Origin of the sequence: Paenibacillus sp. GCM10023250 (assembly GCF_042653205.1) — a bacterium.
GTDB lineage: Bacteria > Bacillota > Bacilli > Paenibacillales > Paenibacillaceae > Paenibacillus_Z.
This window is the reverse complement of sequence record NZ_JBHSHY010000001.1, coordinates 325924-338674: the sequence shown is the minus strand read 5'-3', so window position 1 is coordinate 338674 and position 12751 is coordinate 325924. Positions and strand designations below refer to the sequence as shown.

14 protein-coding genes and 2 pseudogenes are annotated in these 12751 nt (G+C 59.5%); all 16 read left to right on the top strand.

Annotated features, from left to right (window positions below):
- Positions 1-130 precede the first annotated feature (130 nt).
- Positions 131-691, top strand: a pseudogene (locus ACFPB1_RS01560) (SDR family NAD(P)-dependent oxidoreductase); the annotation flags it as partial.
- Between the two features lie 68 nt (positions 692-759).
- Complete coding sequence (locus ACFPB1_RS01555; protein ID WP_379221674.1) at positions 760-873, top strand: SDR family oxidoreductase; 114 nt, start codon at positions 760-762, stop codon at positions 871-873.
- A 46-nt stretch (positions 874-919) separates the two neighbouring features.
- Complete coding sequence (locus ACFPB1_RS01550) at positions 920-2065, top strand: Gfo/Idh/MocA family protein (RefSeq protein ID WP_379221139.1); 1146 nt, start codon at positions 920-922, stop codon at positions 2063-2065.
- Positions 2066-2095: 30 nt separating this feature from the next.
- Entirely contained in the window at positions 2096-2671 is a 576-nt protein-coding gene (locus tag ACFPB1_RS01545) for a GNAT family N-acetyltransferase (protein WP_379221137.1), read from the top strand.
- A 130-nt stretch (positions 2672-2801) separates the two neighbouring features.
- A complete protein-coding gene (locus ACFPB1_RS01540) occupies positions 2802-3047 on the top strand; it encodes an SDR family NAD(P)-dependent oxidoreductase (RefSeq protein ID WP_379221134.1) in 246 nt (81 codons plus the stop codon).
- Positions 3032-3622 (top strand): annotated as a pseudogene (locus ACFPB1_RS01535) (SDR family NAD(P)-dependent oxidoreductase). The gene ACFPB1_RS01540 and the pseudogene ACFPB1_RS01535 overlap by 16 nt, the downstream one beginning before the upstream one ends.
- 21 nt (positions 3623-3643) lie before the next feature.
- Positions 3644-4552, top strand: coding sequence for a M20 family metallopeptidase (locus tag ACFPB1_RS01530; RefSeq protein ID WP_379221132.1), 909 nt, complete (start codon positions 3644-3646; stop codon positions 4550-4552).
- Positions 4503-4808, top strand: coding sequence for a M20/M25/M40 family metallo-hydrolase (locus tag ACFPB1_RS01525; RefSeq protein ID WP_379221130.1), 306 nt, complete (start codon positions 4503-4505; stop codon positions 4806-4808). Before ACFPB1_RS01530 ends, ACFPB1_RS01525 begins: the two co-directional genes overlap by 50 nt.
- Before the next feature lie 289 nt (positions 4809-5097).
- Complete coding sequence (locus ACFPB1_RS01520; RefSeq protein ID WP_379221128.1) at positions 5098-6621, top strand: M81 family metallopeptidase; 1524 nt, start codon at positions 5098-5100, stop codon at positions 6619-6621.
- A gap of 3 nt (positions 6622-6624) precedes the next feature.
- Complete coding sequence (locus tag ACFPB1_RS01515) at positions 6625-7941, top strand: aspartate aminotransferase family protein (protein ID WP_379221126.1); 1317 nt, start codon at positions 6625-6627, stop codon at positions 7939-7941.
- On the top strand, positions 7938-8804 hold the full coding sequence (locus ACFPB1_RS01510; protein WP_379221124.1) for an SMP-30/gluconolactonase/LRE family protein: 867 nt from the start codon (positions 7938-7940) through the stop codon (positions 8802-8804). Before ACFPB1_RS01515 ends, ACFPB1_RS01510 begins: the two co-directional genes overlap by 4 nt.
- 8 nt (positions 8805-8812) lie before the next feature.
- A complete protein-coding gene (locus ACFPB1_RS01505; protein WP_379221121.1) occupies positions 8813-9199 on the top strand; it encodes a RidA family protein in 387 nt (128 codons plus the stop codon).
- Between the two features lie 117 nt (positions 9200-9316).
- Positions 9317-10093, top strand: a complete 777-nt coding sequence (locus tag ACFPB1_RS01500; RefSeq protein WP_379221119.1) for an IclR family transcriptional regulator — start codon at positions 9317-9319, stop codon at positions 10091-10093.
- 19 nt (positions 10094-10112) lie between these two features.
- Complete coding sequence (locus tag ACFPB1_RS01495; protein WP_379221116.1) at positions 10113-10865, top strand: SDR family NAD(P)-dependent oxidoreductase; 753 nt, start codon at positions 10113-10115, stop codon at positions 10863-10865.
- Positions 10862-11644, top strand: a complete 783-nt coding sequence (locus tag ACFPB1_RS01490; RefSeq protein ID WP_379221114.1) for a creatininase family protein — start codon at positions 10862-10864, stop codon at positions 11642-11644. The genes ACFPB1_RS01495 and ACFPB1_RS01490 overlap by 4 nt, the downstream gene beginning before the upstream one ends.
- Positions 11644-12729, top strand: a complete 1086-nt coding sequence (locus ACFPB1_RS01485) for a hypothetical protein (RefSeq protein ID WP_379221112.1) — start codon at positions 11644-11646, stop codon at positions 12727-12729. The genes ACFPB1_RS01490 and ACFPB1_RS01485 overlap by 1 nt, the downstream gene beginning before the upstream one ends.
- The last annotated feature ends 22 nt before the right edge of the window (positions 12730-12751 follow it).

Here is a 12751-nt window from a genome sequence, read left to right as displayed (position 1 = left end):
CTGCTTTATGTTTTCCTGCAGGGCTATATCCGGAAAGGGTTGGTTGTCGGAGCCGTCAAATAATAAGGGTAGGGGTTCATGATAAGGAGGGGATGACTTGGCGAATCGAGGGAGACTTGCAGGGAAATCGGTGATTATAACCGGGGCCGCGAGCGGCATTGGTCTGGGCACAGCGGAGCTGTTTATCGAGGAAGGCGCAAAGCTCGTGCTGGTAGACCTTCAACGGGAGAAGCTTGAGCAGGCCGTTGCCCGTCTCCAGGAAGCGGGCGGGGCGTGTGCGGCGGTGTGCGGCGACGTGTCGGAGCCGTACACGATCACTAGGGCGGTTCGAAGCGCGATAGAGGCGTATGGCAAGATCGATATTGTCTTCAACAACGCGGGAATCATGCCGACAGGCCCCGTGACGGAATACCCCGACGAGTCGTGGGATCGTGTGATGGCCGTCAATCTGAAGTCGATGTTTCTGATGTGCAAGGCGGTGATCCCTGAAATGCTTAAGCAAGGAGGGGGTTCGATTATTAACACGTCGTCCGTAATGGCCGGTTTAACCGAGCCGGGTTATACGGCATATACGGCTTCCAAAGCCGGCATAATCGGATTAACGAAAGAAATCGCGGTGTCCTATTCCGAACAAGGCATACGCTGCAATGCCATCTGTCCCGGCTGGGTGGATACGGAAATGAACCGGAAAGTCGCCGAAGACATGGGGGGCTGGACAAATTGGTACCGCTCATCAAACGGCAGCAGCCCTTGGGACGGATGGCATCGGTTAGAGAAGTCGGATACGCAGTGTTGTTCCTGGCATCGGATGAGTCAACGGCAGTCTCCGGTTCTTGCTTGTATGTGGACGGCGCTTATTCAGCATCGATCTGAAGCGGTAGGGTACAGGAGGCTAGAACCATGATAGGAGGACAACTCCATGACGATTAGAGTCGGCATTGTAGGGGCAAGGGGGCTGAGCACGCTGCAGGGCTTCCGTTGTCTGGCGGACGTCGAGGTCGCCGCGCTGTGCGATCTGGACGGCGATTACGTGAAGCAGGCGGCATCGAGGCATGGCATTCCGAATACGTACCGGGTGTTCGAGGACATGCTCGATTCCGATATCGACGCGGTTGTCGTATCGACGCCGATGCAGCTTCATGTACCGCAGTCGATCGCGGCGCTTCAAGCGGGCAAGCACGTGCTGAGCGAAGTAACCGCCGGCGTCACCATGGACGAGCTTTGGTGGTTGAAGGAGACCGTCGAGGCATCCGGCAAGGTGTACATGATGGCCGAGAACTATTGCTATATTCCGCAGAACCAGCAAATTCTCCAGATGGTGAAGTCCGGCCTGTTCGGCGACGTCTACTTCGGCGAAGGCGAATATCTGCACGACATTCGCCGCCTGGCGTTCCGCGGCAATCGCGCCGGTGCCGGAACCGGCGCGCCGACCTGGCGCAACTACTGGCAGTTAGGCAAACGCGGTGCTTTCTATCCGACGCACAGCTTGGGGCCTGTCATGCAGTGGTTCGGCGGCGACCGGATTCGCTCGGTAGCGTGCTTCGGGTCGGGATGGCACACGGACACCAGATTCCGCCAGGAGGATACGTCGATCACGCTTTGCCAAATGGCGAGCGGCAAGCTGATTAAACTGCGCTTGGATTGCATTTCGCAGCGGCCGCACAATATGAACTACTACACGTTGCAGGGGACGAAAGGATGTTACGAGGCGCCTCGCGGACTGGGTGATACGCACAAGATCTGGCTTGATCGTATGGGCGACCCCGAAGAACGTGCGCAATGGCGTCCATTGAGCGACTATGGCGAATATCTCCCCGAGCGGTACAAGCGCGTGACGGAGGACCAACGGGCAGCGGGTCACTGGGGAGGCGATTATTTCATTGTGGAGGACTTCGTAGCGGCCATTAACGGACTTCGTCAACCGGCCATCGATGTCTATGACGCATGCGAATGGACAGCCGTCGCGATTCTGTCGGAATTGTCCGTCATGAACGAAGGCCGCGCAATGGATGTGCCGGACTTCCGCAACAGTCAGTCGCATGCGGATCAGATCATCAAATTGTAATCTACCGTCCTGAAAGGAGCGAATGATGCCATGGAACAGCAGCAACAGACGCAATTGCTTATGATACGGGAAGATCTCGGCATGCTGCCCGATCTCGTACTGCCTCAAGGGTATGTCGAACATCGTCTGCGCCCGGGAGACGATAGCGGGTGGGAACGAATTATTACGGCCTCCTTCGGAGGAGAACACCGGTTCGACAAGGGAATGGCGGCAGACGATCCTTATAAGCCGGAGCGCGTGAGATTCATATCCCTCGAGAATGGCGAGCCGGTGGCGACCGCCTCTGCCTGGTATCGGCCGCAATGGAAGGCGGACACGGGTTATTTGCATATGGTCGGTCTTCTTCCCGCGCATGCGGGGAAGAAGCTTGGTTACGCCGCGAGCCTCGCAGCCTTGCATCAGATGGCAAGGGAAGGCCGGACACGAGCCGTGCTGCATACGGACGACTTTCGAATTCCCGCGATCAAAACCTACTTGAATTTGGGATTTATCCCCGAGCTGGCCGACGACAGTCATCTCGACAGGTGGATTGCGCTTGCCAGGCTGCTGAACCGTGTCATTCCCGCCGTTCAAGGCAACGGAACGAGGACGGAAATCACCCCGTGAGCAGGCCGGGAATTGACGGGGGCAAACTGGGGAGCGCAGCCGGCGGCTGCCCGGTGATGGGGACTGCAGCCTGCTCCCGTACGACATCCCCGCGGCGATCACGGTTCGTGCCTCCGATCATCGGGCGGGGGTGGCGAATATACCTCGAAGGGAGGCGGTCGTTCTGAATAGACTGCACGGCAAGCGGGCATTGATTACAGGAAGTGCCAGAGGCATAGGTCTCGGGATAGCGGAACGGTTCATTCGCGAAGGTGCGTCGGTCATTTTAGTGGATGTTCTTCAGGATGAGCTTACCCATTCGGCAAGTCGTCTTCAACAAGAGGCAGACCGCAGCATCGGGGATGCGCCGCGGGTGCCGCATTGGTTTGCGACTTAGGCCGTCCGGAGCAGGTTGCGGAGGCCGCTTCTCAGGCATGGGATCTGTTCGGCGGCGTTGATATTCTCATCAATAATGCGGGGATTGCCGTACGGGAGCGCTTTGAGGACATTCCATACGAACGGTGGTTGAACATCATGGACATTAATCTGAATGCCATGTTTCGACTAAGCCAACTGATCGGCAAGCGCATGAAGGAGAATCGCATCCCAGGCTCGATCGTCAACATGGCCAGCAAAAATGGACTTGCGGGGAGTTCGATGCTAGCCCATTATAATGCGTCCAAGGGGGCCGTCGTGCTGCTTACGCAATCCATGGCCGTGGAGCTGGCGCCGTACGGAATCCGCGTGAATGCGGTAGCCCCGTGATTTATCGATACGCCGCTCGACCGTGAACTGAAAGCGAACAGCGCCATAGCCTTAGTCCTGACGAATCGTACGCCCATGAGGCGGCTTGGGACCATTGAAGAAGCGGCAAATGCCTTCCTGTTCCTGGCCTCCGACGAAGCTTCCTATATTACGGGCACGACGCTCTTGGTCGATGGCGGGCATATGGCGAATGCCGGCGACTTTTGATGCACACGAGGGGAGCTGACCATGACGACGCCTTTCCTGAAATGCGTGACTATCGAACGAATTGTTGCCGATACCTTGCAGCTCGTAAACATCCCAAGCCCTACCGGCGATTCGCGAGAGGCGGCTAATTATTACGCGCAGCTGCTTACCGAATCCGGCTGCCGGGTGGACCGCTATGAGTTCCTCCCGAACAATCCGACGCTTGTCGCTGTGTATGAAGGAGAGCTCCTGGGTAAAACGATTCTATTCACCGGGCATCTGGATACGATCCCCCTGGCTCACGGACCTGCACGCATCGAGAACGGCCGCGTATACGGAAGAGGCGCCAACGATATGAAAGGATCGCTTGCATGTATTGTCGAGGTCATCAGAGCGATACGGGACAGCAAAGCCAGGCTGAAAGGCCGGCTGATGATCGTTGCCAACAGCCTGCATGAAAGCCCGGGAGGACGCGGGGAAGACTTGTACGCCTTGGTCGAGAACGTCAACCTTCAGGCGGATGCCGCCGTTGTTATGGAAGGGGCGACTCGGGATTGCACCATTGCCCAGTTCGGTTCCGCCACGTTCGATATCGTGGAGAGACGGACCGGGGAACCGAGCCACCAGTTGTACACACCCGAGGGCACCCCGCATCCCATAAGCGTGCTGTCGGAAATTATCCGACAACTGGAAGCGCGGAATGAGCTGCTGCGTCTGGAGCCTATTGAAGACATTGGGAATGCGTCGTATTTTATCGGCGTCGTACAAAGCGGAAAGTTCTATAATCAACACCCGAAAACGGCCGAACTGTCCGGTGTTCGACGATACGGCGGAGACGGAGTACGCCGACGTCGAACGCGAACTTCGCGTACTGCTGGACGACATCGCATCGCGATATCGGGTGGATATCCTGCTCAAGCTTCAGAAGGTGCGCGATGGCTATCGGATTGACAAAAACCATCCTGCGGTCCTTGCGTTGGTTGAGGCTGCGCGAAAAGTCAGAGCGATCCCGCTGCCGATGGCAGGCAAAAAGCTCGTTACGGATGCAGGGATATTCGCCAAACATCTTGCGATTCCAACGCTATGCCACGGGCCAGATCAGAGCAGCGCGCATGCTGACATCGAATATGTCGAGATTCATGAACTTGAACTGACGGCCAAGGTCTATTTGCAGTTTATCGTTGAATTCGGACTGCTGTCCGAATAATCGATGCGGTCTCGAAAGCATAGGGCTGAAATCGGCAGCAGCCCAGCCAAGAAGACAACCGAAAAAAGCTAAGCCGCTAACGCGCATCGATACTCAATCGGTGCGCGTTGTTTGATGTTAGCCCTGAATGCCTCGTACCGGCTCTGTTACTGTCGATTTTCTTTCTAAATGAAAAAATAATTTCTTGATGTAAATTAAGTAGCCATGATATACTCAATCCAGAATCTAGCACGACGGCTAAGTCTTCCCTATTAATGACTATTTCGATGATAGGCAGGTGATCTTCCGTATGCCCGACTCCATATCCATCGGAGTCATTGGTCTGTATCACGAGACCAATACGTTCGCGCCGGGACGAACGGACACAGATGCGTTTCGCTTGTCGAGCACGACCGGCCGCGACGCGTTCATGACGGCGTTTGCCGGGACGAAGACGACCATGGGCGGCGTTATCGATGCGTCCCAGGAGGAACAAGTGCAGCTGCTGCCGGGCGTGTACGCCTCCGCTACCCCGAGCGGCATCGTGTCCCAAGAGGCGGCGGAGCAGCTGATCCAATCGTTGGCGGCTTCCGTCCCCCCGGATATTGACGGGCTGATGATCATTTTGCACGGTGCCATGGTGTCCGAGCAGCATGACGATATGGAGGAAGCGCTGCTTCGCGCCGTTCGGGCGCGGGTTCGCGAGACGCTCCCCATAGCCGTGACCGTTGATCTTCACGCCAATCTGGATTCGGGCCTGCTTCGACTGTGCGACATGATCGTCGGCTACGACACCTATCCGCATATCGATGCCTGCGAGAGAGGCGCCGAAGCGCTGCATCTGCTGGTCAGCCGTATTCGCGGCGACATCCGGCCTGTGATGGCGATGGCGCGGCCCCGCATGCTCGTTGCGCCGCAGCGGATGGTCACCTCGGAAGGCGCCATGCGGGAGCTGATGGATGCGGCCTTCCGGATGGAGAAGGATCCCGGGGTGCTAAATGTGACGATCTGCGGCGGGTTTCCGTACAGCGATATTCCCCATGCGGGCATGTCGTTCATTGTCACGACCGATGGGAATGCGGCGCTCGCCGAGCGATACGCGGAAGAGCTGAAGCAGCTGGCTTGGTCGAGACGGGAGCAGTTCCGCTACCGCGAACATGACGGGGTTACCGCCATCGAGGAAGCGGCCAGGGCGGACACCGGGCCGGTCATCGTGGTGGAAGGCTCGGACAATGTGGGAGGCGGGGCTCCGGCGGACGGCACGCATCTGCTTCCCGCGCTGCTTGCCCAGAACGTCCCTTCGCTGATGGTGATCCGCGACCTGGAAGCTGTCGCGCTCGCGTGTCAAGCCGGCGTGGGCGGGGAACTGCGGTGCCGGGTCGGCGGGAAGAGCGATCAGCTGCATGGCAGCCCTGTTCCGATCGAAGGCCGGGTCCGCTTGTTATCCGACGGGGCTTACAGGCATCGGGGACCGTATATGACCGGTACGCCGGCCTTTATGGGACGTACGGCGGTCGTTGCGGTCAATCAGGTCACGCTGGTACTGACGGAGGAGCGGGTTCCTCCATGGGATATCGGGCATATCGCTTCGCTTGGACTGGAGCCCGATGCGTATCGGATCATCGTCGTCAAATCCGCCGTAGCCTGGAGATCGGCCTTCGGCTCCTATGCGAAGCAGGTCATTGAGGCGGATACGCCAGGCTGCTGCACCGCAAGCTTGCACCGGCTGCCCTACAGACAGTTGTCCAGACCGTTGTTTCCTTTCGACGAGCCGGCGAATACAAGCGTGAACGCCCCCGTTGGAGCTGGGCCTAAGAAGGAAAGGGGAGATTGAGGCATGATCGTGACCGGCGGATCGGAGAACAGGCTGCTTGAAGCCAAGCAGTATGTGGCGGGAGGGGTAGCGAGCAGCTTGCGGGCGTCGATGAAGCCGACTCCGCTCTACCTGCAGAGCGCTTCCGGCGCTCGCGTAACCGATGTCGATAATAATCATTACATTGATTATTTGCTGGCGTACGGACCGCTCATTCTGGGACATGCGCACCCGGACTTGAACGGCGATCTCGAGGCCGCGCTGCGGAAGGGCAGCACGTACGGCCTTCAGCATGAAGGCGAGATCGAGCTGGCGAAGCGGCTGACCGAGATCATGCCCTGCGCCGAGCAAGTCGCCTTCAGCGGCTCGGGGACGGAGGCGGTCATGCTCGCCTTGCGGCTGGCCAGGGCGTACACCGGACGCTCGAAGATCGTACGCTTTTATGGTCATTATCACGGCTGGTCCGATACGATCTTCACTTCGTTCCCTAGCTTGGATTTGAATGCGTCTGCGGAGGATGAAAGCACGATTGCGCCGGGAACCGGCGGTCAGAGCGCGGTTGCGCTGGAGGAGCTGATTCTGCTGCCATGGAACGACCCGGATGCGCTCGAAGCGGCTCTACGCGAAAACGGGCACGAGATCGCCGCCGTCATCACCGAGCCGGTCATGTGCAATTCCGGCTGCATCGCACCGAAAGCGGGCTATCTAGAGCGGATGCGCGAGCTCACGAAGCAGCAGGGAATCGTGCTGATCTGGGATGAAGTGATTACCGGCTTCCGTCTCGGGCTTGGCGGCGCGCACGGACGGTTCGGTATCCTGCCGGATCTGGTCACCGTCGGCAAAGCGCTTGCCGGCGGGATTCCGCTGAGCGCCGTCGCCGGACGTCAGGCGATCATGCGGCTGATTGCAGACGGCACGGTGTCCCACCTCGGCACGCTGAACGGCAACGGCCTGTCGATGGCCGCCGGGCTGGCGGTGATCGATATCTTATCCCGGGATGACAGTCATGCTTTGAAACGGATGGAAGCCTTGACTGAGGAGCTGGCGGAGGGAATTCGGGAATCGCTTCGAACGAACGGGATACCAGGCGTCGTGAATCAGCTGGGGCCGGTATTCCATATGATGTTCATCGATTGCGACAAGGTAGAGGACTTCGATACCTTCAACCTGCGGGACGTGCAGGCCTATATCCGCTTCGCCGAGTACATGCTGCAGGAAGGCGTGATCGTCCGGCCGAACGGTCTGTGGTACCTCTCCGCGGCGCATGGCGAGCGCGAAGTGAGCGAGACGCTGGCGGCGGTCCATCGGGTCTTGTCCAGCCGGAAGGCCGAGATCCGATGACCCTGCACAACGAAGATACGGCCCCCTTGTACCAAAGCCGGGTACTGACGAAGCCCTTCGCGTTTACGGCGGGAATCGAAGGACCTGCGTGCGATCGCGAGGGCAACGTCTACGCCGTGAATTGCGAGAGGCGGCATACGATCGGCAAAATGACGCCGGACGGGCAATGCGAGGTGTTCCTGGAATTGCCGGACGGCGGAGTCGGCAATGCCATCCGCTTCAACCGGGCAGGCGAGATGATCATTGCCGATTACGTTCATCACCGCTTGCTCCGAGTGGACCTGCGCACCCGGGAGATCCGCATCTTCGCCGAAGAGCCGGCGATGACGCAGCCGAACGATCTGGCGGTGACCGGCAGCGAGATCTGGTTCGCCAGCGACCCGGACTGGAAGCGGGGGAACGGCAGGCTGTGGCGAATCGGACCGGAGGGGCAGGCAGCGCTGCTGGAGGCGAACATGGGCACGACCAACGGCATTGAAGTCAGCGCGGATGATCGCACGCTGTATGTCAATGAGACGGTTCAACGGCGGATATGGTCATACGACTTGGATGCGCACGGCGGCATCAGCAGCAAACGGCTGTTGATTCAATTCCCGGACTTCGGATTGGACGGGATGCGGTGCGATCAAGCAGGCAACCTCTACGTTACCCGGTATGGCGAAGGCGTCGTTGCCGTCGTGTCGCCGCATGGCGAGCTCCTTCGCAAGGTGGAGCTTCACGGCCGTAACTGCACCAATCTTACGTTCGGCGGGCCGGATGGACGTACATGCTATGTGACCGTTGCCGATACCGGCACGATCGAGTGCTTTCGGACGGAGATTCCGGGGCGATGCTGGACACTGTGGCAAGGCGAAGGGAGGTGAGCGGTATCATGAAGCGGGCGATCGCTACGCCCGAGAACGGCAGTTTGCCGTTCTCCTCGGCGATTCAGGCGGGACCGTTCGTGTTCGTATCGGGCCAGGGCGGGCTTGATCCCGTTACGGGCCGGGTCGTCGGGTCGGATCTGGAAGCGCAGACGGTAAGGACGATGGAGAACATCCGGCTCATTCTGACGGACCGGAAGCTGGGCATGGACGACATCGTCAAGGTGAACGTTTATTTGAAGGATCGCAGCCTGTATGCGGAATTCAACGACGTCTACAAGCGGTACTTTACCCCTCCGTTCCCGGCGCGCACGACGATCTATTGCGATCTCAACTTCGATCTTTTGGTGGAGATCGACGCAACGGCGTTCGTATCGGAGTCCACGACGGGCTAGGCCGCGGATGAAGGATCCGGCGGGAGTCAAGCCGCAATGGCATGGCCGCCGGCGTATCGCCCTTCGAATCCGACCGCGGCCAGGTTCGGAGTATTCGAATGAAGAGAGGATGCTTGCATGTCAACGGAAAAAACGAATCCGACCGTCAAGTCGGCGGATCGGGTGCTGGATATCTTCGAGCTGTTCGCCGAGATGAAAGAGATGAACTTGATGGAGATCTCCCGGCAACTGGAGCTGCCGACCAGCAGCGTGTTCAAGATTTTGCAAAATTTGGAGTCGCGGGGCTACCTGGAGAAGGACGAATCCCGCAAAACATTCCGGCTCGGCTATAAAATATTCGAAATCGGAGCCAAGTACGCCCAAAATACAAGCTTGACGGCAGAGTTCACGCAGATCGCCCAGCACATCGTCGATGAAATCAACGAGGCGGTCTACATGTCCATCCGCAGCGGGAGCAACATTCTGTACATCGCCGAGAAACAGAGCACGCAGGCGGTTCGGCTCGTCTCCCATCTAGGGATGCAGCTGCCGCTGCATTCGACGGCGATGGGCAAAATGCTGCTCAGCGGACTGGACGACGAAGAAGTGAAGGCGATGTACCCCGAATCCCATCTGGGCGTGCTGACCGAGAATACGCTGGAAAGCCTCCCGAACTTGCTGGAGCAGCTGGCGGTGATTCGGCAGGAAGGGATCGCTTACAGCCGCGGAGAGGCGATATTGGGCATTCACTGCACGGCAGCGCCGATCTATAACGCCGATGGCAATATCATCGCGGCCATGAGCATCTCCATTCCGTCAACCCGGTGGAACGAGACCGTTTGGAAGCAGATGAAAGAGCTGGTGACAGAAGGGGCCAACAAGCTGAGTCTGATTCATTATTATCAGCAATCGTAGCTGCGCTGGAGGGATCGAGATGGCAGCGTTAGAAGGAAAAGTGATTCTCGTAACCGGCGCGCTCGGCAAGCTGGGACGTGCGGCGGTGAAGCTGTTCCTGGAGCGGGGCGCCTCCGTAGCGGTGAACGACCTGCTGGACCCCGGCGAGGCGTCCGCCCGTCTAGGCGGGATGGAGGCTGCTTACGGGAACAGGCTGCTCTATATTCAAGCGAATGCGGGCGTCGAGAGCGAGGTTCGGCTCATGCTGGAGCAGATTATGCAGCGGTTCGGGCGCCTCGACGGCGTATACCATAACGCGTATACCCAGATCATGAAGCCTGCACTCGAGCTATCGGCCGAAGAATGGGAGCGGGTGCTGAACGGGACGCTGACCAGTACGTTCCTGGTCAACAAATATGCGCTGGAGCTGATGATCGCAAGCGGAGGCGGATCGATCGTGAACACCTCCTCGGTGCTGAGCCATAAGGTGAAGCCGAGATGCTTGGCTTACGGTGCCGCCAAAGCGGGAGTCAATCAGCTGACGAGGGTCATCGCCGCCGATTACGCACGCCAAGGCATACGCGCCAACGCGCTGCTTCCCGGCGACATCAAGGACGAGGAGGCGCTCCGGGCGCTGCCGGTCTCCTTCCGGGCGTCGGTCGCCCAGGCGACGCCCGCCGGAAGGTCGGGAACGCCGGAGGAGGTCGCCGAGCTTGCCGCCTTCCTCTTGTCCGACGCCGCTTCCTATATTACAGGCGCCTTGATTCCCGTAGACGGAGGGTTCTCGCTATGACGTCGATCTATTATCATCACGAAACGCGCGACGCGCTGAGACGGCGGGCTTCGGAGGGCTGCATCGCCGTCGTCCCGCTGGCGGCCACGGAGCAGCACGGCCCTCACCTGCCGGTCTATACGGACAGTCTGATCTGCGAGCATATCGCCGTGCGGGCTTGCGAGCAAGCCTCCGCGTCCATCGATCTGCTCTTGACGCCGACGCTGACGATCGGCTGCTCGGCGCATCATCTCCCGTTCGGCGGGACGCTGTCTTTCAGCAGCAGCACGTATCTGTCGATGCTCTCCGACATTGGAGACAGCCTTGTCGCCGGCGGGTTCCGGCGGATCGCGTTCCTGAACGGACACGGCGGCAATGAGCCGATCATGCAGCAGACAGCGCAGGATTTGGCGGTCCGGCACGATATTTGGACGGCATCGGCATCCTATTGGAGCTTGTCGCGCAGTTCGCTTGGCGCCCTCAACGCGGGGGAGACCGGGATGGTACCCGGGCATGCGGGCGGGTTCGAAGCGTCGCTCATCGCCGCGCTCGCTCCGGAGCTTATGAAGTGGGACCGGATGCAGCCTGACCACCCGCAGCGGCAATGGATCAATGCCGGTCCGCCTGGCGCTTTCGTCGGGAAGCATGGGCTGCTCACCGGTGTAGACGGCTATACCGATACGCCGGCGGCAGCGGATGCGGCCAAGGGCAAGGCGTATCTGCAGGCCATTGTCGATGCGACGGCTGCCTGGCTGATCCAGCTGAACGATTGGATGCGCTCCGGGGAGGAACGGGCCTGATGGAAGCAGCCTCGCACAGGAGGAAGAAGGTCGCCGCCATCGTGACCGAATATCGTCTGAACGCCCATGCGGAGGTCATTATCGGACGGCTGCTGGGCAAGCTCGGCTATCGGCCTCAGGTGGAAGTAAGCGCCCTCTATCTGGATCAGATGCCGCCGAACGATCTCGGCCTGGCGGAAGCCTCCGCCGCCGGCGTTCCCGTCGTACGAACCATCGCCGAAGCCATAACTTCCGATACGGACGCCGTGCTGCTGATCGGCGAGCATGGGGATTATCCATGGAACGCGAAGCGCCAGAAGCTGTACCCGAGGCGGCGCTTCTTCGAAGAGACGTTCCGGGCGCTCGACCGGCTGCAGCTTCGCGTCCCGATTTTCAACGACAAGCATCTGGCCTGCGGAATCAACGATGCGGACTGGATCTATCAGGGACTTCGCGCCAGGGCACTGCCGTTTCTCGGCGGATCGTCGATCCCGCACGTCCCCCATGTTCCCCGCATCGATCGCAGCCTGCTGGCCGCTCCTTCCGCGATATTCGTCATCAGCTGGCTCGGCATCGAGTCGTACGGCTATCACGGGATGGAGGTGCTGCAGTCGCTGGCGGAGCAGAGAGACGGCGGGGAGACCGGAATCGTCTCCGTACAGGCATTGGAAGGAAGAGCGGTCTGGTCCGCAATGGACCGTGGGGAGGTGCCGGAGGAGCTGATGCTCAGCGCCTTGGGAGCGGCGAGCGAGGAATTGCCGGGGCATCCGAGAGACCATGTGGATGTGCCGGTGCTGTTCATCATCGATTACGCGGACGGACTTAAGGGGTATGTGCTGCAGCTTCAGCGCTTCGTGCGCGAGTGGACGTTTGCCATACGCGATCGTGAAGGCCATATCGCGTCGGCACGCTGCGACAGTGACCAGGAGCGGCCATACCGCCATTTCGAGACGCTGACGCGCCTGATCGAACAGACGGTGCTTACCGGAGCTTCGCCCGTACCATTGGAACGAACCTATCTCACCTCGCAGATGATTAACTTCGGCATGGAATCCTTAGCGGCCGGCAAGCCGATGGAGACGCCGCGGCTGCGACTTCGTTATTAAGCCGGCGGATTGCGCGCGATGC

Excerpts from the sequence above, each read along its gene's own strand:
- ACFPB1_RS01555 (WP_379221674.1), top strand. The coding sequence starts at position 760 with ATGGCATCGGTTAGAGAAGTCGGATACGCAGTGTTGTTCCTGGCATCG.
- ACFPB1_RS01550 (WP_379221139.1), top strand. The coding sequence starts at position 920 with ATGACGATTAGAGTCGGCATTGTAGGGGCAAGGGGGCTGAGCACGCTG.
- ACFPB1_RS01545 (WP_379221137.1), top strand. The coding sequence starts at position 2,096 with ATGGAACAGCAGCAACAGACGCAATTGCTTATGATACGGGAAGATCTC.
- ACFPB1_RS01530 (WP_379221132.1), top strand. The coding sequence starts at position 3,644 with ATGACGACGCCTTTCCTGAAATGCGTGACTATCGAACGAATTGTTGCC.
- ACFPB1_RS01520 (WP_379221128.1), top strand. The coding sequence starts at position 5,098 with ATGCCCGACTCCATATCCATCGGAGTCATTGGTCTGTATCACGAGACC.
- ACFPB1_RS01515 (WP_379221126.1), top strand. The coding sequence starts at position 6,625 with ATGATCGTGACCGGCGGATCGGAGAACAGGCTGCTTGAAGCCAAGCAG.
- ACFPB1_RS01510 (WP_379221124.1), top strand. The coding sequence starts at position 7,938 with ATGACCCTGCACAACGAAGATACGGCCCCCTTGTACCAAAGCCGGGTA.
- ACFPB1_RS01505 (WP_379221121.1), top strand. The coding sequence starts at position 8,813 with ATGAAGCGGGCGATCGCTACGCCCGAGAACGGCAGTTTGCCGTTCTCC.
- ACFPB1_RS01500 (WP_379221119.1), top strand. The coding sequence starts at position 9,317 with ATGTCAACGGAAAAAACGAATCCGACCGTCAAGTCGGCGGATCGGGTG.
- ACFPB1_RS01495 (WP_379221116.1), top strand. The coding sequence starts at position 10,113 with ATGGCAGCGTTAGAAGGAAAAGTGATTCTCGTAACCGGCGCGCTCGGC.
- ACFPB1_RS01490 (WP_379221114.1), top strand. The coding sequence starts at position 10,862 with ATGACGTCGATCTATTATCATCACGAAACGCGCGACGCGCTGAGACGG.
- ACFPB1_RS01485 (WP_379221112.1), top strand. The coding sequence starts at position 11,644 with ATGGAAGCAGCCTCGCACAGGAGGAAGAAGGTCGCCGCCATCGTGACC.